Here is a 23,050-nt window from a genome sequence, read left to right on the forward strand (position 1 = left end):
GGACTATTGTCCGGTTTAAAAATAGAAGATGATTATTTTGGGGGGAATATAATGTCAGGTAGCAAAAAGTATGTCTACGATTTTAACGAAGGCACGGCTGAGATGAAGTACATTCTCGGTGGGAAGGGCGCGAACCTCGCCGAGATGACACGGATTGGCCTGCCGGTTCCGCCGGGCTTCACAATAAGCACCGGAGCATGTAACGAATACTACCGGACCGGAGCATTTCCCGATGGGCTTCCGCAAGAGATCGATATGCACCGTGAAGCACTTGAGCGGAAGATGGGTAAGAAGCTTGGAGACCCGGATGACCCGTTGTTGGTCTCTGTCCGCTCCGGAGCCGCGTTTTCTATGCCCGGCATGATGGATACGGTTCTAAACCTGGGCCTGAACGATGAGGCTATCAAAGGATTGACCAAGCAGACCGGCGACGAGCGCTTCGCTTATGACTCTTACCGTCGTTTCATCCAGATGTTCGGCAAGGTGGTCCTGCGCATCGAGGGCGGGCTCTTCGAGGATGCGATAAATGAACTAAAAGAAAAGAAGGGCGCGAAACTCGATACCGATCTGACCGCGAACGATCTAAAAGCACTCGTCCGAATGTTCAAGGATATCGTCCGCGAACATACGGGCCGCGAATTCCCGACAGACCCAAAAGAGCAATTGATCTTGTCAGTCGAGGCTGTCTTTAAGAGCTGGGGCAATAAGAGAGCCGTTGATTACCGCAAGCTATATAAAATACCGGATGACCTCGGGACCGCGGTCAACATCCAGACGATGGTCTTTGGAAACAAAGGTGATGACTCGGCGACCGGCGTCACTTTTACGCGTGACCCCGCGACCGGCGAGGACGTGCCATACGGCGACTACCTGATCAATGCGCAGGGCGAGGATGTCGTAGCGGGGATAAGGGTCACCGAGCCGCTCCTCAACCTTAAGGCGGAAATGCCGGCGCTCGCCGATGAGCTGCTGAAGAATATGGACATACTCGAGAAGCACTATCGGGATATCTGCGATATAGAGTTCACAATCGAGCAGGGTAAACTCTGGATGCTCCAGACCAGAATCGGTAAGAGAACCGCAGCGGCGGCCTTGAGAATAGCCGCTGAGATGGTCGAAGAGGGCCTTATCACCAAGAGAGAGGCCGTCCAAAGAATCGACCCCGAGCAACTGGACCAGCTGTTGCACCCGCAGTTCGACCCGAAAGCCAAAATCGAGGTTCTAACGAAAGGGCTTAACGCTTCACCGGGCGCCGCGGTCGGCAAGGTCGTCTTCGACGCCGACACCGCGGAGGAGATGGGCCAAAACGGCGAGAAAGTCATCCTCACACGCTGGGAGACGACCCCGGACGACCTTCACGGCATGGTCGCCGCGCAGGGTATTCTCACCAGCCACGGCGGCAAGACCAGCCACGCGGCGGTCGTCGCCCGAGGCATGGGCAAACCATGCGTGTGCGGTGCGGACGCGATTAAGATAGACTCCAAGAACAAAGTATTCACCGTCAACGGTGTTCAGGTAAGAGAGGGTGACATAATATCTATCGACGGCACTACCGGAAGCGTGGTGGTCGGCGCGGTGGGATTAGTGCCTCCGAAACCGACCAAGGAATTCGAGCTCATATTGGGTTGGGCGGACGAGATTAGGACGCTCGGGGTTCGCACTAACGCGGACACGCCGGAGGATAGTGAAAAAGGGCGCCAATTCGGCGCCGAAGGAATCGGCCTGGCCCGCACCGAGCACATGTTTCTCGGGGACCGTTTGCCCATCGTCCAGCGGATGATTTTAGCCAAGAACGAAGATGAGGAAAAAGACGCGCTCGCCAAATTATTAAAAGTGCAGAGAGATGACTTTCTCGGCATCTTCAAGGCAATGGACGGCTTGCCGGTGACCATAAGATTGCTCGACCCGCCGCTCCACGAGTTTTTGCCGCGACAAATCGACCTGAAGGTCGAAATCACCAAGATGGAGATGAGCGGCGCGACAGACGCCGAACTCGCCCCCAAGAACGAGCTTCTCGACGCGGTCGAGCGGATGGCCGAGATGAACCCGATGCTGGGCTTGCGCGGCTGTCGTCTGGGTATCACGCACCCCGAGATATACAAGATGCAGGTACGCGCGATTATGGAGGCCGCTTGCCGGCTGAAAAAAGAGGGCGGCGACCCGAGGGTCGAGATAATGATACCGCTCGTGGCGCACGTCAACGAACTCGACATCTTGCGCAAAGAGAGCGAAGAGGTAATCGCGGAAGTCATCGCCGGCAGCGGTGTCGATGTCGAATACAAGATAGGTACGATGATTGAGATACCGCGCGCCGCTGTTACGGCCGACGAGGTCGCGACTGTCGCGGACTTCTTCTCATTTGGTACGAACGACTTGACGCAGATGGCCTTTGGTTTTAGCCGCGACGATATCGAAGCGAAGTTTCTCCCGCGCTATCTGGAGAGAAAGATATTGCCGAGCAACCCGTTTGAAACAATCGATGACGGTGTCGCCGCGCTGGTCGAGATGGGGTGCCGTAAGGGTCGCGCCACCAAACCCGAGCTTAAGCTCGGCGTCTGTGGCGAGCACGGCGGCGACCCCGAATCGGTCAAGAAGTTCCACGCGATGGGCCTGTCGTATGTGAGCTGTTCTCCATACAGGGTTCCGCTCGCACGCCTCGCGGCCGCCCAGGCGGTTCTGGGCGACAGCTCTTCGAGTTCTAAGTAGTTTACCGTCGGCCTTAAGCCGACAGGTCTATAAAAACAACAAAGGACGAACAAAGGACGAGAGTTATCTCGTCCTTTGTTCTGTGTATAAGTTATTGCCGGCATATGCCGATAGTCTTTTAGAATCGCACTATTATAGGCAGCGGAGAATATGATCAAGAATTCGCGAGACCACCAAACACCCATACCCGTGCGCAAACCGCGGATGACTACGGAACAGATTAGAACGATTATTAAAACGACGAAAGATTTTAAAAATCGTAATCTGAGCAGGTTCAACATGCGCAATTTTAAGCTGCAAGGTTGCAATTTCCACGGCGCCGACCTTTCCGGCGCGAACCTCAGCGGGATGAACTTGAGCGAAATAAATTTTCGCGAGGCCAACCTTTCAGGCGCGGATTTAAGTAAAAGCGAATTTCGTAAAGCTGATTTCAGAAAGGCTAACTTTAGCGAAGCCGAGATGTCGGGCGCGGTCTTAATCAACGCCGACCTGCGTCACGCCAACCTTTGCGGGGCCAACCTGCGGCGGGCTAATCTGAGCGACGCCGACCTGCGTCACGCATCTCTCACCGAATCAGACGTAGTAACCGATGAGGGCAAACAGAAAGTGACCGATTTGAGCTGGGCCAACCTCGAAGATGCCTATATAAGCGGGGCCGACCTGCATAAAGCCGACTTAAGCAACGCGAAATTGAGCGGTGCTCGCCTGTACCGTTCCGTACTTACGGGAGCGAACTTAAGCCAAGCGGATTTACTCGGCGCAAATCTTACCCAAGCCGACTTAGCCCAGGCAAATCTTTCGTTCGCTGACTTATCGCATGCGAAGCTAAACGGGGCGAACCTGCGCTACGCGAACCTGACCGGCGCCAACCTGCGACACACCAAGATGAGCGATACCAAGGTGACGCAGACCGATGTGTGTAATGCTAATTTCGAGGGCACGGTCCTGACCAACGTCAAGATAAGCTACGCAATCAATCTCGACCAGGCGAAAAACCTACATACCGCGCTCGGGCTCTAGGGGACGTTGCTACGGCTGTTACGGATACCCACTCTCTATGCGCGCGGCATTCCCAAACAGGACGGTAGATGATAACGCGTGTCCCACTCTCTATGCGCGCGCGGGCGGCATTACGCTAAAAAATAAAGACCTGACCCCTTTCCCCTGTCTTATAGTCGAATTTAAGGGTCATAAATGCTAGAATCAAAAAAAGTTCCGCGCCTGCAGGAAAAAACTGGTATGTGTCGAATACCGATGTAGAAGTAAACCCTCCCGAAAATTTTGGAAACCAACTTTGAGGTGATTTTATGGAAGATATCCTTGTTGTCGGCATCAACGGAAGCCCGAATGAAGATGGTAACACGGCTTTTCTGATAAGGGAAGTTTTGCGCTCTGCCGCGAAAGCGGGCGCCAAAACCGAGCTGCTCCATTCGATGGAGGTCTTGGAGGACCAGGATAAACCGTATTGCGACGCCTGCAGTTCGCCGTGTGATGAGAGTTGCTATGTCGGCACCAGGCTCGAGTCGGCCCTGGATGCGATGGCTGGGGCCGATGCTATCGTCGTCGGCAGCCCGGTCTATTTCGGCACGGTATCGGCTCAATTAAAGGCGATTTTCGACAAGAGCCGGGCGCTCCGCGCTAAAAAGGCTTTAGTCGCGAAAGTAGGCGCCGGCGTTTCGGTGGGAGCTTCGCGTTTCGGCGGGCAAGAAACGACGATTCGCGCCATACATGATATTATGATGGTCCACGGTATGACGATAGTATCGGACTCTTCCGCCACCGAGACCATCGGCCACCACGGAGTCTGCGCTCAAAGGCCTGCCGAGAGTGACGCCGATGCTCTAAAAAGCGCAAGAGTTACCGGCAAACGATTAGTCGAAGAAATCAAGATAAATAGACGGTGATAATGTGGAACAACAATTTATAGTCCCCCGGGAGATATTCGAAGAACGCGAAGTCCAGACCCTGTCGAAGTTGGCGATGCGAAGCATCGACAGCCAAGGGCGGGCGAAGCCGCTGCAACCGTGTCCGCTGCGCACATGCTACCAGCGTGACCGGGACCGCATCATCCACTCTAAAGCGTTCAGGCGCCTCGTCAACAAGACGCAGGTCTTTCTGAGCCCGGAGGGCGACCACTATCGCAACCGGCTTACGCACACCATCGAGGTCAGCCAGATATCGAGAATCATAGCCCGGGCGCTGGCGCTCAACGAAGACCTGGCCGAGGCGATAGCGCTCGGCCATGACCTGGGCCACACCCCCTTCGGCCATGTCGGCGAAGAAGCGATAAACGAGATTTTTCAAGAGTTGAAGGCCGGAGGCGCGGATAATCTCCCCGACGGGTTCAACCATAACGAGCAGAGCCTGCGCGTAATCGATATCCTCGAGTACGGCGGCAAAGGGCTCAACCTGACATGGGAGGTGCGCGACGGCATTCTGCACCACACGGGCGAGAAAGACCCGCGGACGCTAGAAGGTCGGATAGTCAAGATTTCCGACAGGATAGCCTATATCAACCACGACATCGACGACGCCGTTCGCGCCGGCATTCTTAAGACAGACGACATCGATAAAGAGTCAATCGAGTTGTTCGGCAGGTATTCGGGCGTGCGCATAAACGCTATGGTCTGCAATCTCGTCGAATATAGCCGGGACAAGAATACCATTTCGATGAGCCCGGACCTCATGAAGGCCATGCATGAACTGCGCGAGTTCTTGTTCGCACGCGTCTACCGAGGCTCGGCGGCGAAGTCGGAGAATGAAAAGGCCAAGAACGTCTTGAAGAGCCTCTACTTCCTGTTCCTCGACAAACCGGAGTTGCTGCCCGAGGAGTTCAGAACCGAGGAGTCGGGTACGCGCGTCGTTCGCATCTGTGACTACATAGCGGGCATGACCGACCGTTACGCTATCAAGATGTATGAAGAGCACTTCGTTCCAAAAGTATGGATGGTTTAACAGCAAGCCGGAGAGACGGATTTAGTGACCGAATTTAAAGGCAGGATCAAAGAGAACGATATAGACGCCGTCCGAGAGCGGAATAACCTGGTCGATGTGGTCTCGGAGTACGTGACGCTCAAGAAAAAAGGCAAGCTTTTTTGGGGCCTATGTCCATACCACCAAGAGAAGACCCCCTCATTCAAAGTCGACGCCGCGTCGCAGCTTTTTCATTGCTTCGGCTGCGGCGAGGGCGGCAATGTCTTCAACTTCGTCATGAAAGTCGAACACTTGGAGTTTCCCGAGGCGGTCGAGTTCTTGGCCGCGCGCGTGGGCTACCAGCTGGAGTACGAAGCGGGCAAGAGCCGGGAGCTATCCAAAAGAGAGCGTCTTTATGAGGCGAACAGCCAGGCCATGCTCTTCTACCAGCACATACTTCTCAAAACAGCCGAAGGGGAGCCTGGGCGCGCGTATTTAAAGAAAAGGGGACTGGGCGCCGATATAGTCAAAGGGTACGGTATCGGACTCGCGCCGCAAGGGTGGAACTCACTCGGGAATTACCTCGCCAAGCGTAAGTTCTCAAAAGAGGAGCTGGTCGAGGCGGGACTTATCATAAAAAGCGCCAAGGGCCACTATGACCGGTTCCGTTCCAGGATCATCTTTCCGATTGCCGATATGAGGGGGCGCACTATCGCTTTTGGTGGCAGGGTGCTCGATGGCGGACAGCCGAAATATATGAACTCCCCGGAGACGCCGACATATCATAAGAGTTCAACCTTGTACGGGCTCCATTTGGCCAAGAACGATATAACGAGAGAGGGCTCGGTGGTCGTTGTCGAAGGTTACACAGACGTTCTTGCTCTGGCCCAGGCGGGCGTACCAAACGTTGTCGCAACGCTCGGTACGGCGTTCACCGGCGAGCACGTCGAACTTCTCAAACGATTCGCCAATCGGGCGATCTTAGTCTTTGACGCGGATGCCGCGGGTACGAAAGCAGCGGAGAGTGCCGGCGCATATATGTCCGAATTTCGTCCGCCGAAGATGAAGGCTCTCCGCGACTTCGAGGGACGGAGTGCCGAGTCGGGGATAGATGTGAGGGTGGTCGTGCTTCCAGACAACCTCGATCCCGCGGACTACATCGCAAACCAAAGTATCGACTCTTTTCGAGAGTTGCTCGACGACGCGGAGCCGTTCTATGATTTTTACTTGACGCGCGAGCTGGAAAAATATACTATCAGTGAGACTCAGGAAAAAGAAAAAGCCGCACTAGCAGGTCTAAGGTTCATCGCAACGCTCGATCCCATAACGCACGAAGAATATATAGGAAAAATCGCCCAAAGACTTGGGCTCGATGCGCGGGTTCTTGCTGTCAGATTTAGGTCGTTGCTCGGTAAGAGCGCCCCTAGGCGCGGCGCGGCGCTCAAAACGTCGCTCGACCCGCAAGAGAAGACGGAACGGACTTTTCTTCATCTCGTCATGAAATATCCTCGGCTGCGGGGCAGCCTGTCGGCCGACATGGAGGGTGACTACTTTGTTTCCCCGGCTCACGCTAAGCTTCTCGCAGTTTTAAAGGGAATAGGTGCGGGTAAATTCGACACAAAGACACTGGATGATCTTGACAATAGCTTAAAAGCCAAGGCCACAGAGGTGTATTTGACGGAGGCCGAATACGAAGAGGAAAATTTAGCAAAATATTTTGAGGATATTTCGCTATCTCTCAAGGATTTTTATTATAAGCGTCAAATTAGTAAACTAAAACGGGAACTCGAGTCCCCGAAGGCGCAGCGGGATCAGACGCGTTACGATGCTTTGTTCGGAGAACTAATCGAGCTTGAGGCAAAGCGAAGAGATTTGCGCTAGCATGTGATTTGATTGGAGGAAACACTGGGTGAATACCCGCATTAACGAGTTCGAAATTCCAGAGGTAAAAATGCTGATCGCGAAGGGGCAAGGGAAAGGCGTGCTCAGCTCCGATGAGATTAACGACGCGCTCCAAGCCGTCGATCTTACGAGTGAGCAAATCGATAATATATATTCCTACCTGTTCAATGTCGGGGTCGAGATTGTGGATACGGGCGATGACGGTGCCGCCGATGAGGACGTCGATTTGGGAGTCGACGAGCTTGACGTCGACGAGAAAATCGTTGCTGAAGATGAGGCGGACGTCGACGACGAGGAGGGCGCCAAGGCGAAATTCAGCCGTGAACTCGATCTGTCGGTGAAATCGCCGATAAACGACCCTGTGCGCATGTATCTTAAAGAAATAGGCAAAGTGCCGCTCCTTACCGGCGACGAAGAAGTAAGATTGGCCAAAAATATCGAAGCCGGCGAAGAAGCCGCCGGGCGTCTCGAGCGCGATGAGGACAATCTAACGAAAGAAGAGATTCGCAAGATACGCCGGATAGAGCGCGAAGGGATGACGGCGAAGAAAAAGCTGGTCGAGGCGAATCTGCGTCTCGTGGTAAGCATCGCGAAAAGATATGTCGGGCGGGGCATGCTCTTTCTCGACCTGATTCAGGAAGGCAATCTCGGCTTGATTCGTGCTGTTGAGAAATTCGATTATCGCAAAGGCTATAAATTCAGCACCTACGCGACATGGTGGATTCGCCAAGCCATCACCAGGGCGATTGCCGACCAAGCTCGGACGATACGTATTCCGGTGCACATGGTGGAGACGATAAACAAGCTCATCCGCATTCAGCGCCAGCTTTTACAGGAGCTTGGTCGCGAGCCGTTGCCCGAGGAGATAGGCGAAGAGATGGGCTTGACCCCCGAGCGAGTGCGCGAGATTCTCAAAATATCACAGGAGCCGGTCTCTCTTGAGACACCTATCGGCGAAGAAGAAGACAGCCAGCTTGGCGATTTCATAGAAGACCAGGAAGCCGAGGTGCCATCGGATGCGGCGTCATTCTCACTTCTGCAGGAACAGCTCCAGGAAGTTCTCGACACGTTAAGCGAGCGCGAGCGCAAGGTCATCGAGTTACGCTTCGGCCTTATCGACGGGCATCCCAGAACATTAGAAGAAGTCGGTCGCGTCTTTGGCGTCACCAGGGAGCGCATCCGGCAAATCGAGTCGAAGACGCTGAGCAAACTGCGCCACCCGAATCGCAGCGCGAAGCTCCGGGACTATCTGGAATAGTTGCCGGAACCGCACAAGCGCTGCGCTCAGGGCTTTAGCCCTGACAATGCTCTCTGTGCCTCGACAGAAAAACAATAAGCTGATGACGCGCCGGTTCTTGAGCCGGCGCTTTGTTGCATGTGGGCCCTAACCCATGCCATCTCTATTGTCGAGCGTGTAGAAGAGGTCTTGACCGCCTTCGAATTTCGTCGGGAAGACCTTGATGGCTTTTCGGCGCGGCAGCGGACACTTCTTCTCGCATATGCCGCAGCCGATGCATTTATCTTTGACAACGATAGGCAGAACCGCCATCTTTCCGTAGTTCGTGGGCCGCTCTTCGATGATTATCGCTTTATCCGGCAGCGGGCAAAGCTCCACACAAATCCCGCAGCCGTGACCGGCTATCCAGGGGATACACTTGCCCCGGTCGATTTCGGCCACGCCCAAGACAAACTTCTGCTTAGCCTTGAGTTTTAAGTGCTCGATGGCGCCTGTCGGACAGGCTTTGCCGCAAGCGTTACACGACCAGTCGCAGACACTCAAATTAAAATCGAGGTACGGTGTCCAGACGGCCTCAACGCCATACTGGAGGAGCGCCGGCTGAAGGACATTAGTCGGGCAGGCCTTGAGGCATGCACCGCAGCGCACGCATTTATCGAGAAACGCCGGCTCCTTGAGCGCGCCGGGCGGCCTGATAAGAGTCAACTCGTCCGGCTCGGGCCATTTATTCAACGGCACCGTGTAGGCGGCGACCATCGTCGCGCCGACTGTTGCGATGGCCGTTCTCCTAGAGGGCATCGGGTTAGATAACTCCGGCTTCAAATCGACCGATATGGCTTCTTGCGGGCAGTTGTTCCTGCACTTGAGGCAGAGCACGCAGCTCGCAGCGTTGGTTTTTAAGCCATCGTCGGATATTGCTTCCATGTTGCAGTTATTGGCGCATTTCAGGCAATTCGTGCATGATTCTACCGCGACTTTTCGCCTATAGAGCGGCGCCCGTCCGATAATTCCGAGCAGGCCTCCGAGCGGGCAGACGTAGCGGCACCAGAACCTATTGCCGAGCGCGTTAAGGCTTACGACGAACGCGAAGAGGGCGATCATCCACTGCGCGGAAAGAAACGCCCGTTGGTCGTCGTAGATTAGTATTCCGGAGAGCTTCCAAACCGTCTTATCGACGAGCGGAGCTATGTTTCTGTTGGTATAAAGAGAGTCCGCAATCGTCGAAAGGACATAATCGATTCCGGGGAAGACGGCTACCGTAGTCGTTCGTGTAAGCATGGCGAGGGGGTCGAGAAGCATTAGGATATTGATACCGAAGATACTCATGATCAGGATGATTGTCAATGTTATGACCGGAAGCGTCTTCAGCCGCGCAAAAGACCCCCGCTTTATCTTCAGAACCCTTGAGAGCGGGGCGAAGAGGTCGAGAAGAGCGCCCATCGGACAGGCATATCCACAGAAGACCCTCCCCAACATAAGGGTTACGGCTACCGTTATTAGAGCGAAGAGCATCTCATGTCTGAAAGGCACGCCGGACAGGAGAGAGACGAGTGCTATAAGCGGGTCGGCGACGAGAAAAAGCTCAGTCGGAAACGGCAGGCTAATCTGCTTTGAGGTGATAGCGAGGAGCACCAGGAAGAGTGAGAAGAAAAACGCTTGAATTACCCTTCGATAATTGGACAATCTTACACCCATGTATTACCCTACGTCCTCCTCTATAAAGCGACTCTTATTATATCTGATTTTTCTAAATCGTGCGAGTATCAATAATCGGGCGAGGTTGGGTTTTCGCGGCGCAAGGGATTTGGCCGCAAATCCGCATATCGCATGCGCTGTCGGCGCAGACAATTATCTTGAAAGTTAATGGGATATCTTTTATAATTCAAAAGGTGTGCGAGTTGAACTCGCAAATTGCATAGCGCGAAGGACAACATTCCTCGGTAGCTCAATGGTAGAGCATTCGGCTGTTAACCGAAGGGCTGTAGGTTCGAATCCTACCCGGGGAGCCAAATGTTTTTTCATGTGTCAACCAACCCATAAATTATGCCTTTAAACAGGCATGTATTAATATCTGCCTACAGTTATGGGGTACGGTAACAGCTTGGACGAGGAAACAAAAACCCTTGACCCCGCTTTATGTTCTAATATATTAGACATAAGTCCAATATATTAGAATCCTTTGCTGCCTGAAATAGGGTTTTGAAAATAGTATTGACCAATATCTATAATTCAATATAATGAACATATGCATCAAAATAATGAATTTAAGGTTATTATGCTAAAAGATATTCTTTTAAACACCGCCGCCAATAAAGTCCTTGGCTTCCTAACGTTACACCAAGACGCTTCTTTTTATGATAAAGAAGTTTCCGAGAAAACGGGTGTCAGCCGTGGTATGACCAACATGGTTCTTCGCCAGTTTTTTGATGCCGGTCTGCTTGAGAGAGAGAAGCGGGGCCGGATGTGGTTTTACACTCTATCTACTAATCCACTTTTTAAGTATTACAGGGTCTATGAAAATCTTGTGAATTTAGAGAACCTTGTTAAGGCTCTAAAACCAATCTCCCAAAGAGTAATTCTGTTCGGAAGTACCGCCAAAGGAGAAGATACCGCCGAGAGTGATATTGACCTCTTTATCCTTACAACCCATAAAGACGGAGTGTTAAAAGCAATTCGTGAATATGATATTGAACGAGAAATCAAGCCGGTGCTGCAGACTCCGTCAGAATATGCGGTATCCAGAAAAAAAGACAAAGCTTTCTATGGCGAAGTGGCAAAAGGAATAGTTTTATTTAATAAGGAACCAGATGAACAAAGACTTTGAGAAATGCTTAAAAAAGAAAAGCATCGTTAAACAGCCACACGCCGAAGCTCTAATTGGCGATGAACTTAATGCGGCAATTAGGGATTTAAAAAGAGCCAAAAGAACCTATGACGAGTTTCTGGATGATTTAGATTACAAATGGGCAACAATTCAAGCCTATTATTCCATGTTTCATGCGGCAAGAGCTTTGCTGTTTAAAAAAGGCTACCGCGAGAAAAGCCACTACTGCTTAAAAATAGCTATCCAGGCACTTTATGCTGATGAAAAAATAATCGACCAGAGTTTCGTGGATGATTTTGATACAACCATACTCCTTCGAGAAACAGCAGATTATAAATCCGATTTCTCAAAAGAAGGAGCCGAATCTGCACTCGAAAATGCTGAGGAGTTTTTAAGAATTACTGAAGAACTCTTAAAATAAAGCTTTAAAGTCTTAGTTAAGCAATCAAACGGATAGTCTTACGATGCATATAAGCACAATTGCTCCAAAAGCCTGCGGTATAAATGTCAAGCGCATGTTTTTAGTAAAAATCCTCAAGAAGTGAATGCTCAACTAAGCCCATACAACAAAACATCTGCAAGGGCTATGTGCAAGCATATAACCATCAATTACTATCTAAAGACACCTACCTTAGGCTCGTAGAGCCTCTTAGATTGCAGCAGTGAAAAAACGAGCCGCACGAGTTTTCGTGCGGTCAGTGCGGTCGCTCGGCGATGGTGGTGCGTCTTAGCCTCAGCATACTTTCTCTCATAGTAGGCGCGGTACTCGTCGTTGTGTACGCGAAGCGAGTTGGCCGCCTCATAGAGATAGTAGCGAAGGTACGGGTTGCCGGTTTTGCTCATGTGCGTCTCTTCGGCTTCAAATTGGCCGCTTCTTCGCACATGCCAAGTGAGACCGGCATACTTTGCCAGTGCCGCCTGGTCCTTAAACCGCGTGACATCGCCCACCTCGGCAATAATGCCGGCACACAGTACTGGACCTAAGCCCTTGACGGTGCCCAGGGTATGAGGAATATGAGCGATCTCTTTTGCAATGGCGAGATCGGTGATTTTTACCTGGGCTTGTAGCGCCTGTATGTTTCTCAATGTTGTCGCCAGGATGAAGTTGATCGGCTCAAGGATCTTTTTATCTAGCCGGTAAGCATCCCTGGCAGCCTGCTTAACACTTTCTGCTACCTCTACTGGGTCTGTAATTGTATTGTTACTGCTTTTCTGCACAAAAGCGGCGAGTTCATCGATATCCGTCTCTGCGATCTCATCAACCGAGTAGAACTCAGTAAGAATCGCTGTGCTCGTGGCGCCAAAGGTATTAGTGATGATGCCTCTTGGCTTAAAGGTGTTAAATTTGAGCGACAGATACGAGAGGAAATAGTTCTTCTCATCGGTGATCTGCTTGATGAGCCGATACCGAAATCTGGTTAGTCTTTGCAGTGGCTGATACCTCTCATCGTGGTAGCACTCTGCCGGGAGCCTCCCAAAGCGAAGCCTATCAGCGATAACCCACGCATCGATTCGATCCGTCTTTGGCAAAAACGGGTACGACTTCTTAAAACCTTTAACGATTTTTGGATTGATGCTGTAGACCTTGGGATACAGGTGGGAAAGTTCAGCTTCCGTCGAAAGGTACACTGACAAGTGCCACCAGTAGGTAGCTGTTGCCTCCATGCCGACAAGTAAGCTATCTATACTGTGTTGAGCTGCGAGTGCAAGGCATTTGTCTTTCAGGCCGGTAGCACCGGTGAGATCATTTGAAAATGAAAACGTTGAAAGCTCATCGCCAGTGCTATTCATGAGACAAGCCCAGTTCTCTTTTTGGGCCACATCGATGCCAACGTAGAGCGGATTCATAGCATACACCTCCTTCATTGGGTATAAAGAGCTTAGGGTGCCCGAGCTTTTCGGTGCCAACAGACTCGCCGATAAGAATTTTCCAAGAGGTGGCGTATTCCTTTTACCTGCTGCGACCATAAAAGGGCTACCATCTTGGGTAAAACATCCTGCGGTTAGAAGTATGCAACCGGAAAGCTTCAGGCGGACACGCTTTTGTAGAAGTCCAAACGGCAACAAGTTCGAAAAAGTCCTGTCCCTTAGCGCTTAAGATATATACTTCCCGCACGGGCACCCTAACTATTAATTTACTGGTTGATTATTCACTCTTAAAGAATGGTCCCTTGAGGTATTTATACGAGTTCGAATCCAACCCCCTGGTTTGTGTTAAAAACTCATAACTCAGTCTCATCGTCTAACATAATAGATAGTTGTCTATAATATTAGATTGCAGATTTCTCAAAACCTTTCTACAAATAATGATAATACCAAAGCCCCTCTGTTGCTCAAGGGGTAAGCAATCGTATACCGGTTTTGCGTTAAAAACTCTTGCAATATGTTCCGATTAGTATAAAGTATGTTATGAAAGTGTCTATAAATGGGTCCCTACATGTTATGAAAAAGACAATATTATCGAAAAAAGACTTGGAAATACTGGAAGAGATAATCTCACGGTACGGCTACGTCGTGAGCTTTGATGGTCTGCGGGCGTTACTCAAAGACGTCTCTTATGATGCGCTTAAAAAAAGGATTGGACTTTTAGTTCAAAGAGGCTGGTTGATTCGCATCAAACGAGGGGTTTATGCTGTTGCCAATCTTGAGTCTCACAGCTTCTCAAATATTTCCCCCTTGGTGGTCTCTCAAGTTCTTGTTCCCAATTCCTATGTGTCGTTTGAGTTTTCCCTGAATTACTACGGGCTTTTTGATCAGTTACCTCGCAAGGTGACGGCGGTATCTACCGCAAACCCCAAGATGTATAATTTCCAAAACCTTGAATACCAATTCGTAAAAACAAAACCTGAAATGCTGACCGGCTTTATCCAAATAACGGTTGATAATCAGCAAGCGAAAGTTGCTGAGCTTGAAAAGGCCTTGCTTGATTTTCTTCAGTTTAGAAAGGATAGCTATACAGTCGACCTGATCCTGGAGAAATTAAAAGAAGCTAATGGCGAAATCAATCCCCAAAAAATGGCCGACTATGCAAGTCTCTATCCGATCACCATTCAAAGAAGAATCGGTTTTCTTTTGGACATCTCAGGCATTGATTCAAGCCGGCTTTTCGAGAATATAAAAAACACGCCTGGGTTTGCAAAGCTCACAAAGAATTCTACCAAATTTAATTCCAAATGGAGACTCTACTATGAAGATCGATTTGTTAAGTAAATCCCAGCTCTCCATTGCAAATAAGAATAACTTTCGCTATCCCTTAGCCATTGCCGAAAAGGATTATCTTTTGGCGGTTGTTTTGCAAATAATCTACAATTCACCACTCAAAGACACGCTCATCTTTAAAGGCGGCACGGCGATTCACCATCTCTACCTTAACCAGCTGAGGTTCTCCGAAGACCTTGACTTTGCGACAGCTCAAGCTTTAACTATCGACGATATAAAAGAGGTTTTTGAGCCATATGATTTTTTGGAGGTCGTGAAATTCTATCATTCAGATTTTGCCTTAAAGATTGAGCGATTAAAGTTTACCGGTCCTCTGGAGCAGCCCAACTCAATAAAAATCGACATCGACTTAACGCAAAGACTCATTCTGCCAGCTCAAAAAAGAGCGTACCGAAATATTTATGGGGTGTCGGCCACGGTTTTAAGCATGGATTTAAAAGAAATTTGTGCCGAGAAAGTGCGGGCCATTAATGAGCGGGCAAGATATCGAGATTTTTATGACCTGGCTTTAGTTTTAAAAGAACACAATATTGAAGCAAAAGAGATCGTTGAGATACTAAAGCAAAAAGAACTAAGAAAGCCATTAAGTAAAAACTCGATTCTAGGGAATCTGCAAATAACCGAAGAAGCAAGGCAATCCGGCGCTGAGAATCTTTATTATAGGGAAGAGATTGCTTTGAATGAGATAAAGAAGGCATTGGATGGGCTTCTTTATCGTCTTTAGACAAGACACCCCCATGCATTACCGGTATCCATGCTTAAAGAAAGGGTTTTAGGACATGCAAATATCTATCAACGACTTGGAAAGTCTGATAGATCCGACAATCCTTCAAAGAGGCAAGGATTATTTTAGGCGGGGCCTGGTGACAGACCTAGAAGAGGTTGAAGAAGATAGATGGTCGGCTTTGGTTGAGGGCACCGAAACCTATGAGGTTGCTGGTCGGCTCATCGAGCACGAGTATCTTCGGGTTCATAAAATAAATCTTCCTCTGCCTGCTTTATTGGCGGCACTGTCTGTCAAACCGAATAGTAGTGATCTCAACACTTTTTCAGACCCTTTCTCATTTGCTATACTTGATGGAAAACGGTGTCCTCTGTTATGAAAAAATTTCGGTCGCTTTTATCGAAAAAACGTGTTTGCGAGCCATTGGTGAACCTGCAGGGTTCGCATGTCAGGAAATACCGAGCTTTTAGAATATTTCTTGACCATAACCATACCGCGCTTTCCGCCATTGCGGATCTCGAACAGGCCTACTACAGCGGCAAGCCTTTTTCCTTATCCTGGGCAGGCTCGCGCTATGAAGCCCTGCTGGAAGCGGCTCTCGGCGTTGTGTACGCGCTTGCGTCGCTCGAGGGCAGGTCGGTTTCGGTGCTCGAAACGACTCTTTCCGGAATCGACACGCTGATCACGAAAGAACTCACTTCCCGATACTCCGCCGGGCCAAGTGACCCGGTCATCCCCTTTGAGCGAATCAAAAGGGATGATGTTCGCATAACGGGCGCAAAGGCCGCGAATCTGGCAAGGATCGGTAATAAGCTTAGCCTACCGGTTCCGGTCGGCTTCAGTATTACGACTGTCGCCGCCGAGAGGTTCCTATCGGAAAACGGCCTCAATCAACTTATCGCGAAAAACCTCGCGCAGGTGTCACCGGACCAGCCTGAGGCGTTCGAGCGTCATGCGGAGACCATCCGTGCCGCGATCATCGCAGCGGACGTTCCCCCGGACATTGCCGACCAGATCATCCGGGCCTACCGGGATCTGGAAAAAAAGACCCAGCCCGGGGTTCGCGTCGCGGTGAGGAGCAGCGCCATAGGAGAAGATACCGAGGCCACGTTTGCCGGCCAGTATGAGACCGTGCTGAATGTAGCGGAAGGCGACATTCTCGATGCCTACAAGCGCGTGCTCGCGAGCAAGTACTCCTCCCACGCCGTCGCCTACCGCCTGCGCTACGGTCTTTCCGACCGGGAAACCCCCATGGCTGCCGGCGTTGTGGCCATGATCAATCCTAAGGTCAGCGGCGTAATGTACACCAACTCGCTTTTCGGCGGCATCGGCGATATCGGCATCAGCGCGGTACGCGGTCTTGCCGGACGGCTTGTCGACGGCAGCGCCTCGCCCGACCTTTTTGTTGTTGATCGCGAATCGCGGCGGATCAAGGAGCGTAGGTTGACGAGACAGGAAATCCGTATGGTGAACCTTGAAGCAGGCGGCACCGCTCTTCAGTCGGTACCCGAACCCGAACAGAACGTTTCATCGCTCGACGATGATGCCGTGCAAAGGCTCGCGGAGTACGGCGTCAAGCTCGAAGCGCTTTTCGGAGTTGCCCAGGATGTGGAATGGGCCCTCGATCAATCGGGAGACATACTTATCCTTCAGTCGCGGCCCCTCGGTGGAAGCCCTTTATCCGGCTCCGTCGCGCCGGCCGGGGAAATCAGCGGTTACTCAGTCCTGTTATCCACCGGAAAAACCGCCTGTCCCGGTATGGCCGCGGGCCCGGTCTTTGTCCTGCGTGAGGGCGTTCCCGCCGAAAGCGTTCCGGAGGGGGCGGTGCTCGTGGCGCGGACCGCCTCGCCGAACCTCGCGAAGCTCGTCGGCAAAGTAGCCGCGATCATCACCGACATCGGCAGCGCCGCAAGTCATCTTGCGTCGGTCGCGCGTGAGTTCGGGATACCCATGATTGCGGACGCGGGAAATGCCTCTACGACTCTGAAGACCGGGGACTTAGTAACCCTGACAGCGGAGCCTCCGAGGGTTTATGCAGGCATCGTCGAAGAGTTGACCGCACTGATACGGCCCACGAAGAAGCAGGTCTTCGACAGCCCCATACACCGCAAGATGCGCCGCGTTCTCGACTCGATCTCTCCGCTCAATCTTACCGACCCCGCCGACCCTTCCTTTTCTCCCGAGGGGTGCAAAACAGTCCACGACGTCATCCGGTATACCCATGAGCAAGCCGTCCGATCGATGTTCGGCTTGACTGACGAGGCTAAAGTAGTGCGTTCGATCGAACTCAAGGCGAAAAGTCCCTTTGAACTGCGGCTGATCGACTTGGGTGGCGGGTTGAAACAGGGGCTTACCACCTGTCATGAGGTCACGCCCGACGATGTCGAGTCCTTCCCGTTTAGGGCGATCTGGAAGGGATTCACCCATCCGGGCGTGAGCTGGGAGGGTTCTATCGGCCTGAACATGAGCAAAACGCTGACGCTCCTGTCTGCGAGCATGACATCGGAATTCGGCCCTTCTTTGGGAGTGGTCAGCTACGCCGTCCTTACCGGGGAGTACATGAACCTCGCCGCGAAGTTCGGCTACCATTTCGCGACGGTCGATGCCCTGGTCGGCGACAACAGCAGCCAGAATTACATATCGCTCCAGTTCTCCGGTGGCGCGGGGAGCTACTACGGCAAGTCGCTCCGTATTGCCTTCCTCGGCAGCGTCCTCGGAAAACTTGGCTTCCAGGTCAAGATGCGCGGCGACCTGATCGAGGGGTCGATCACGGGCTATGACCGGCCGTCGCTTGAGGAAAAACTCGACCAGACAGGACGCCTATTTGCGTCCTCGCGCCTTTTGGATATGGCGCTTTCGAATCGGTCCGACGTGGAGCGATTAACCGAGGCATTCTTCAAAGCCGATTACGACTTCCTCGAGTCCGGGCGGGACAAAGGATTAGCAAATTTCTATACGCATGGCGGATCATGGAAAGAAGCAAACGAGGCCGGCCGGCAGGTCTGTATACAGGACGGCTCTCGCGCCGGGTTCACGATCTCATCAGGCGTGGCGGGCGCCATGAACAGGCTTGTGGGGCAGGCGTTGCAGGAGTTTCTCGACAACGTCGAGGCCTACTACTACTTCCCTTTGGCAATCGCGAAGGACATTCAACTGTCGAACGGCGCGGTGCGCGTCCGCGTGAGGCCGGTGAGCGGCAACATCGATCGGGCAGGGGGGCTCGTCTTTGGTATGAGAAACGTGAGCAATTATTTCGTCTTCCGGATCAACGCTCTGGAGGACAACGCCATCCTCTTCGAGTTCATCAACGACAAGCGCGTAGAGCGGGCAAGCGCCCGTGAAAAGATTACCCCGGGCCGATGGCGCGATCTCCGCGTCGAGGTCAAGGGGCACGGCATTCGCTGTTTTCTGGACGACCGTGTAGTGCTGGAATATGAGGCCGATAAACCGGTCCAGGGCTATGTCGGCTTCTGGGCCAAGGCGGATTCCGTAACGCTCTTCGACGGACTGGCCATTGAGACCGAAACCGGTTCAACGAAGATCGGCTGCTGAGGGATGACAGAGAAGGGAAGTTCAATGCGCGCGGTATGGAAGACGGACAAGGGGAGACGCAAGAGGGTGAACGAGGACGCCGTTCTTGTCGATGAGGACGCCGGTCTTTTTCTTCTTGCCGACGGCATGAGCGTTCCCCGTGCCGGGCGTGTAGCAAGCCGCCTGGCTGTACGAAAAGCCCATGCGTTCTTAAAGGAACGGCTTGCAAAAATGCCTGGTGCCGATATCCCGCCCCTGCTGAGCCAGGCTGTCGAGTATGCCCATGAGGCTGTGCGGGAAGCGTCCGCGCGGCGTCATCTGCTCTGGGGCATGGGAACGACGCTCCTGGTCCAGCATATCAGGGGTGAAACGGCCTGTATCGGCCATGTCGGCGATAGCAGGGCGTATCTCCTCCGGAAGGGGCTGGAACTTATCACGAAAGACCATATCTTGGAGATCCGGGTTGACCAGGACGTGATGATACGCGAGCTTTTCTTCTTCCATAGGACACGCGTGCTCAGCCGGTCTCTCGGGTCGTCGGAGGGCGTCGTCGGCGATATACATGTTCGCGAGCTACAGCCGGGCGACATAATGCTCCTCTGCTCCGACGGACTGACCGATATGTTGTCTGATGAGACGATCGGGGAGATTATGGTGAGCTTTGGAAGTGATATAAATGCTTCCGCCGAGGCTCTGATCGACGCGGCTAACCGCATGGGTGGCCGCGACAATATTTCAGTCGTGCTAATCATGGTATAAGAGGAATCCGATAAAGGGTGGGTGCGGTGAATGCTTTAGGGATACCCCGGCAAACCATCAGGGGATTTCTTAGTACGGCACTCGTCATATTGACATAAGCATGTAACCAATCGAGCCCGCAAGCAGGATATTGCGTAAGTTAAAAATTACTTAAAGAATTTACGGAAGAATTGAGGCTTGACCGTGCGCGCACTATCGAAAATTCCGCGTTATTGGACTGACACTATTGACCGATGGCCCCGTTTTAGATATTATATCAATGTTTATTGATATAATATCCATTGATATGAGGAACCTATGGAAAAGTGCTGCCTTGAAGGGTCTAAAGAATTCAGCAGGCTCGAACAACTTTCAGACTATTTAAAGATTATCGCCGACACCAATCGCCTGCAGATTCTCTGCCTGCTGAAGAAGGGTGAGCGATGTGTCTGCAATATCCACGAACCGCTGGGTATGCCGCAAAATCTTGCCTCGCACCACTTAAAGATCTTGCGTGACGCCGGCCTGGTTATCTCCCGCAGGGAGGGCAAGTGGGTTCACTATCGTATTGATGTCGAGAAGTTCGACTACTTGACCAGTCTATATAACGAAGTAATCCTGGGCGGCTTAGACGAAGAACAGAGTACCGAGTTTTTTAAGAATAATTTAGGCTAATTGGAGACATGGGATGGAGACCGATATTAAGACCTGCAATCCGGCGCGAAGCGGGCTTTCTTTTCTCGATAGGTTTCTGACTCTTTGGATATTCTTAGCGATGGCCGTCGGCGTCGCCATGTTTTTTGTAGCACCGGGCGTCATAGACGTCATTACCAGATTCCAGGTGGGGACGACCTCGATTCCGATTGCCGCCGGCCTCATCCTTATGATGTATCCGCCGCTTGCCAAGGTGAAGTATGAAGAGTTAGGCGAGGTTTTTCGAAACCGAAAAGTTCTTGGTCTATCGCTGGTTCAAAATTGGGTCGTCGGGCCTATTCTTATGTTCGCGTTGGCGATAATATTCCTGCGCGGCTATCCCGAGTATATGGTCGGCCTCATCATGATCGGGCTGGCGCGCTGCATCGCTATGGTCATCGTCTGGAACGAACTGGCTAAAGGCGATACCGAGTACGCGGCGGGCCTCGTAGCCCTTAATTCTATCTTTCAGGTTCTTTTCTATTCGGTCTACGCGTACGTCTTCATAACCGTCCTGCCGCCGTTCTTCGGCCTTGAGGGCATCGCGGTCGACGTCGGCATCGGACAAATCGCCGAGAGCGTCTTTGTATACCTCGGTATTCCGTTTATCGCCGGTATGCTGACACGCTTCGCGCTCCTTCGGGTAAAGGGAAGCCGGTGGTATGAGACGAAGTTTATTCCGGCGATTAGTCCGATAACCCTGATTGCGCTGCTCTTTACGATAGTGGTCATGTTCTCGCTCAAGGGCGAGACGATCGTTCGTATCCCGCTCGATGTCGTGCGCATAGCCATACCGCTCTTTATCTACTTCGTCCTCATGTTTCTCGTCTCGTTTTACATGGGCAAGAAAGTCGGCGCCGACTATTCGAAGAGCTGCACGCTCTCGTTCACGGCGTCCGGCAACAATTTTGAGCTGGCGATAGCGGTAGCGATTGCGGTCTTCGGTATCGACTCAGGAGCCGCTTTTGCGGCCGTTATCGGGCCATTGGTCGAGGTACCGGTCCTCATCGGCCTCGTAAATGTCGCGCTCTATTTTCAGAAGCGCTACTTTACGGTAGACGAGGTATGCCCGGTTAAGTAGTCCAGCCCCACAAAAAGACCGCGCCGCGCTAACAATACCGCGCAAGTAACCACTTAGCGTATTTTACCAAAAGGCGATAACTCACGCGCGAAAAGTGAGGCGGGTTCGGCTCATGTTGCATCGACGGGCCGTTGGGGAATTGCCCAACCACCTTAACCCTGGTAATATTCGAGTAGGGCGGGAAACCCGCCAAGGCATAGAAACCATAACCGGTTTGACACGCTCTTGGATGTAAGGCAATGGGCGCTAATGGGTATGACGATTGGCCAAAAGAATAAATTTTATAGCCTGGTCGCAAGCGTGCTTGCGGTAGTCATCGGCTTGGTGGCCTCTGTCGACCTGCCCGAAGGTTTTGAGAACGCGCTCCAGTCTAAGCAGCGAGTCGTGGTCGATCGCCCTCAGGGCTCAATCTTATTTGGGCGGCAAGACGCGCTCGCCAGAGCAGACAGCGTTTTTATCGGCGCAATAAAACGCAAAAAAGCGTTTTATGATGAAGATTTTATTATTTTCTCACTCGGCGTTTCTCGGCCCGGCCCGTCGCTTATACAGCGTATCAACGATGCCTCGGCCGGCAAATATCGTTCCTTTTACAGCCGGGGTACTTTAAGCCGTCGTCATCTTGTTCTTACGAAATACCGCGATTTTGTCGACCTCAACACCCAGCAATACGGACGTTCCCTCCATTGATACGCGTTTGCTTTTTGAAACGTCATATCGAAGGAGGAGAAGATGGAGTTATTTTCTGTCGCCGGAAGGCGCAAGTATATCATGCCCGTGGCCATTATTCTACTGGTGGTGCTTGGTTTTATTGCGTATAAGGCGACGACGAAGCAATCCCCTGAATACACGGAAAACGTTGAACAGATAAAGCGCACAATTGCTTTTGGATGGCCGATAAAAAACCTGGCGAGGGTAGAAGGCAATAAGGAAGACGTTCTGGAATGGCGGAAAAAATTATCGGAAATTTACAGCAATGAGGAACAAGAACTAACGAAACAGCAACGTTTTATAACGATTGCGCTCGATAATAAGGCAGAACCAGGGGCTGTGCCGGAAATCTATACAAAATACTATACCGATGACAACGTGGCCGTTGTCGGCTTTAATGTTACGGGGTTTGAGTTTGAAGAAGCTCAGATCAAGCAGGACAGGGCCACTGTCAAGGGTGAAGTCGAGTATTCGATCAGGCGACGCACTCTCGCGCAGGAATATGGAACGCTGGGATCGAATAGGTATGAATGGCAACTCGTTAAGACCAAGGGAAAATGGCTGATCGTTAAAGAGACCATACTCACAGAGGACGAGCAGTAACACGGGCGAGTGTCTTTCGTGTCGAGGGGCTATCCGGACAGCGGGAAGTCCTTATTGCTTTCAGCCACGAGCGAAACGACGAGACCGTAAATCGGGGGGAGCTTACCGCTTCCCCCGACCTTTTACTCTAGGGTTTCGTGGTCGTTTTTGTGGATATTTCAGTTTCCGCAC

The 23,050-nt window shown here is 51.8% G+C and carries 18 protein-coding genes and 1 tRNA gene; 17 read left to right on the forward strand and 2 right to left on the reverse strand.

The genetic code is table 11. From position 1 onward, the window contains the following. Positions 1 to 51 precede the first annotated feature (51 nt). From ppdK to rpoD, 6 genes are all read left to right on the forward strand, one after another. Positions 52 to 2,706: a pyruvate, phosphate dikinase gene (gene ppdK / locus KGZ93_10025; protein ID MBS3909938.1), complete on the forward strand. Its 2,655-nt coding sequence runs from the start codon at positions 52 to 54 to the stop codon at positions 2,704 to 2,706. Positions 2,707 to 2,856: 150 nt separating this feature from the next. Beyond that, positions 2,857 to 3,726 carry a pentapeptide repeat-containing protein gene (locus KGZ93_10030; protein ID MBS3909939.1) on the forward strand — a complete coding sequence of 290 codons (870 nt, stop codon included), beginning with the start codon at positions 2,857 to 2,859 and terminating at the stop codon, positions 3,724 to 3,726. A 296-nt stretch (positions 3,727 to 4,022) separates the two neighbouring features. Then, positions 4,023 to 4,610 (forward strand): NAD(P)H-dependent oxidoreductase, encoded by a 588-nt coding sequence (locus tag KGZ93_10035; protein MBS3909940.1) that lies wholly within the window; start codon positions 4,023 to 4,025, stop codon positions 4,608 to 4,610. A gap of 19 nt (positions 4,611 to 4,629) precedes the next feature. Next, positions 4,630 to 5,661: a deoxyguanosinetriphosphate triphosphohydrolase gene (locus tag KGZ93_10040; protein ID MBS3909941.1), complete on the forward strand. Its 1,032-nt coding sequence runs from the start codon at positions 4,630 to 4,632 to the stop codon at positions 5,659 to 5,661. Between the two features lie 24 nt (positions 5,662 to 5,685). Then, the gene (gene dnaG / locus KGZ93_10045; GenBank protein ID MBS3909942.1) at positions 5,686 to 7,500 is read left to right on the forward strand and encodes a DNA primase; all 1,815 of its coding nucleotides are present in this window, start codon (positions 5,686 to 5,688) and stop codon (positions 7,498 to 7,500) included. A 70-nt stretch (positions 7,501 to 7,570) separates the two neighbouring features. Then, a complete protein-coding gene (gene rpoD, locus KGZ93_10050) occupies positions 7,571 to 8,779 on the forward strand; it encodes an RNA polymerase sigma factor RpoD (protein MBS3909943.1) in 1,209 nt (402 codons plus the stop codon). A gap of 126 nt (positions 8,780 to 8,905) precedes the next feature. Here the strand turns inward: rpoD and KGZ93_10055 are convergent, their stop codons facing one another. Beyond that, positions 8,906 to 10,453 (reverse strand): 4Fe-4S binding protein, encoded by a 1,548-nt coding sequence (locus KGZ93_10055; GenBank protein ID MBS3909944.1) that lies wholly within the window; start codon positions 10,451 to 10,453, stop codon positions 8,906 to 8,908. A 239-nt stretch (positions 10,454 to 10,692) separates the two neighbouring features. Between KGZ93_10055 and KGZ93_10060 the strand changes: the two genes are divergently transcribed. The 3 genes from KGZ93_10060 to KGZ93_10070 all read left to right on the forward strand — a co-directional run bounded on the left by KGZ93_10060 (position 10,693) and on the right by KGZ93_10070 (position 12,003). Next, positions 10,693 to 10,767: transfer RNA gene (locus KGZ93_10060), tRNA-Asn, on the forward strand. A gap of 266 nt (positions 10,768 to 11,033) precedes the next feature. Next, positions 11,034 to 11,582: a nucleotidyltransferase domain-containing protein gene (locus tag KGZ93_10065; GenBank protein ID MBS3909945.1), complete on the forward strand. Its 549-nt coding sequence runs from the start codon at positions 11,034 to 11,036 to the stop codon at positions 11,580 to 11,582. Next, complete coding sequence (locus KGZ93_10070) at positions 11,566 to 12,003, forward strand: HEPN domain-containing protein (protein ID MBS3909946.1); 438 nt, start codon at positions 11,566 to 11,568, stop codon at positions 12,001 to 12,003. The genes KGZ93_10065 and KGZ93_10070 overlap by 17 nt, the downstream gene beginning before the upstream one ends. 191 nt (positions 12,004 to 12,194) lie before the next feature. Here KGZ93_10070 and KGZ93_10075 read toward each other — a convergent pair whose 3' ends face one another. Continuing rightward, positions 12,195 to 13,430, reverse strand: coding sequence for an IS110 family transposase (locus KGZ93_10075; GenBank protein ID MBS3909947.1), 1,236 nt, complete (start codon positions 13,428 to 13,430; stop codon positions 12,195 to 12,197). A gap of 594 nt (positions 13,431 to 14,024) precedes the next feature. Between KGZ93_10075 and KGZ93_10080 the strand changes: the two genes are divergently transcribed. From KGZ93_10080 to KGZ93_10115, 8 genes are all read left to right on the forward strand, one after another. Continuing rightward, positions 14,025 to 14,792 (forward strand): type IV toxin-antitoxin system AbiEi family antitoxin domain-containing protein, encoded by a 768-nt coding sequence (locus tag KGZ93_10080; GenBank protein ID MBS3909948.1) that lies wholly within the window; start codon positions 14,025 to 14,027, stop codon positions 14,790 to 14,792. Next, complete coding sequence (locus KGZ93_10085) at positions 14,770 to 15,525, forward strand: nucleotidyl transferase AbiEii/AbiGii toxin family protein (protein MBS3909949.1); 756 nt, start codon at positions 14,770 to 14,772, stop codon at positions 15,523 to 15,525. Before KGZ93_10080 ends, KGZ93_10085 begins: the two co-directional genes overlap by 23 nt. Before the next feature lie 375 nt (positions 15,526 to 15,900). Next, positions 15,901 to 19,077 carry a pyruvate, phosphate dikinase gene (locus KGZ93_10090; protein MBS3909950.1) on the forward strand — a complete coding sequence of 1,059 codons (3,177 nt, stop codon included), beginning with the start codon at positions 15,901 to 15,903 and terminating at the stop codon, positions 19,075 to 19,077. Between the two features lie 24 nt (positions 19,078 to 19,101). Further along, a complete protein-coding gene (locus tag KGZ93_10095) occupies positions 19,102 to 19,815 on the forward strand; it encodes a serine/threonine-protein phosphatase (protein MBS3909951.1) in 714 nt (237 codons plus the stop codon). Positions 19,816 to 20,112: 297 nt separating this feature from the next. Then, complete coding sequence (locus KGZ93_10100) at positions 20,113 to 20,469, forward strand: winged helix-turn-helix transcriptional regulator (GenBank protein MBS3909952.1); 357 nt, start codon at positions 20,113 to 20,115, stop codon at positions 20,467 to 20,469. 13 nt (positions 20,470 to 20,482) lie between these two features. Continuing rightward, on the forward strand, positions 20,483 to 21,568 hold the full coding sequence (arsB, locus tag KGZ93_10105; GenBank protein MBS3909953.1) for an ACR3 family arsenite efflux transporter: 1,086 nt from the start codon (positions 20,483 to 20,485) through the stop codon (positions 21,566 to 21,568). A gap of 255 nt (positions 21,569 to 21,823) precedes the next feature. Then, on the forward strand, positions 21,824 to 22,255 hold the full coding sequence (locus KGZ93_10110) for a hypothetical protein (GenBank protein MBS3909954.1): 432 nt from the start codon (positions 21,824 to 21,826) through the stop codon (positions 22,253 to 22,255). A 42-nt stretch (positions 22,256 to 22,297) separates the two neighbouring features. After that, a complete protein-coding gene (locus KGZ93_10115; protein MBS3909955.1) occupies positions 22,298 to 22,879 on the forward strand; it encodes a hypothetical protein in 582 nt (193 codons plus the stop codon). The last annotated feature ends 171 nt before the right edge of the window (positions 22,880 to 23,050 follow it).

The organism is Actinomycetota bacterium (assembly GCA_018333515.1).
Lineage (GTDB): Bacteria > Actinomycetota > Aquicultoria > Aquicultorales > Aquicultoraceae > Aquicultor.

Excerpts from the sequence above, each read along its gene's own strand:
- ppdK (MBS3909938.1), top strand. The coding sequence starts at position 52 with ATGTCAGGTAGCAAAAAGTATGTCTACGATTTTAACGAAGGCACGGCT.
- KGZ93_10030 (MBS3909939.1), top strand. The coding sequence starts at position 2,857 with ATGATCAAGAATTCGCGAGACCACCAAACACCCATACCCGTGCGCAAA.
- rpoD (MBS3909943.1), top strand. The coding sequence starts at position 7,571 with ATGCTGATCGCGAAGGGGCAAGGGAAAGGCGTGCTCAGCTCCGATGAG.
- KGZ93_10055 (MBS3909944.1), bottom strand. The coding sequence starts at position 10,453 with ATGGGTGTAAGATTGTCCAATTATCGAAGGGTAATTCAAGCGTTTTTC.
- KGZ93_10065 (MBS3909945.1), top strand. The coding sequence starts at position 11,034 with ATGCTAAAAGATATTCTTTTAAACACCGCCGCCAATAAAGTCCTTGGC.
- KGZ93_10070 (MBS3909946.1), top strand. The coding sequence starts at position 11,566 with ATGAACAAAGACTTTGAGAAATGCTTAAAAAAGAAAAGCATCGTTAAA.
- KGZ93_10075 (MBS3909947.1), bottom strand. The coding sequence starts at position 13,430 with ATGAATCCGCTCTACGTTGGCATCGATGTGGCCCAAAAAGAGAACTGG.
- KGZ93_10080 (MBS3909948.1), top strand. The coding sequence starts at position 14,025 with ATGAAAAAGACAATATTATCGAAAAAAGACTTGGAAATACTGGAAGAG.
- KGZ93_10085 (MBS3909949.1), top strand. The coding sequence starts at position 14,770 with ATGAAGATCGATTTGTTAAGTAAATCCCAGCTCTCCATTGCAAATAAG.
- KGZ93_10090 (MBS3909950.1), top strand. The coding sequence starts at position 15,901 with ATGAAAAAATTTCGGTCGCTTTTATCGAAAAAACGTGTTTGCGAGCCA.
- KGZ93_10095 (MBS3909951.1), top strand. The coding sequence starts at position 19,102 with ATGCGCGCGGTATGGAAGACGGACAAGGGGAGACGCAAGAGGGTGAAC.
- KGZ93_10100 (MBS3909952.1), top strand. The coding sequence starts at position 20,113 with ATGGAAAAGTGCTGCCTTGAAGGGTCTAAAGAATTCAGCAGGCTCGAA.
- arsB (MBS3909953.1), top strand. The coding sequence starts at position 20,483 with ATGGAGACCGATATTAAGACCTGCAATCCGGCGCGAAGCGGGCTTTCT.
- KGZ93_10110 (MBS3909954.1), top strand. The coding sequence starts at position 21,824 with ATGACGATTGGCCAAAAGAATAAATTTTATAGCCTGGTCGCAAGCGTG.
- KGZ93_10115 (MBS3909955.1), top strand. The coding sequence starts at position 22,298 with ATGGAGTTATTTTCTGTCGCCGGAAGGCGCAAGTATATCATGCCCGTG.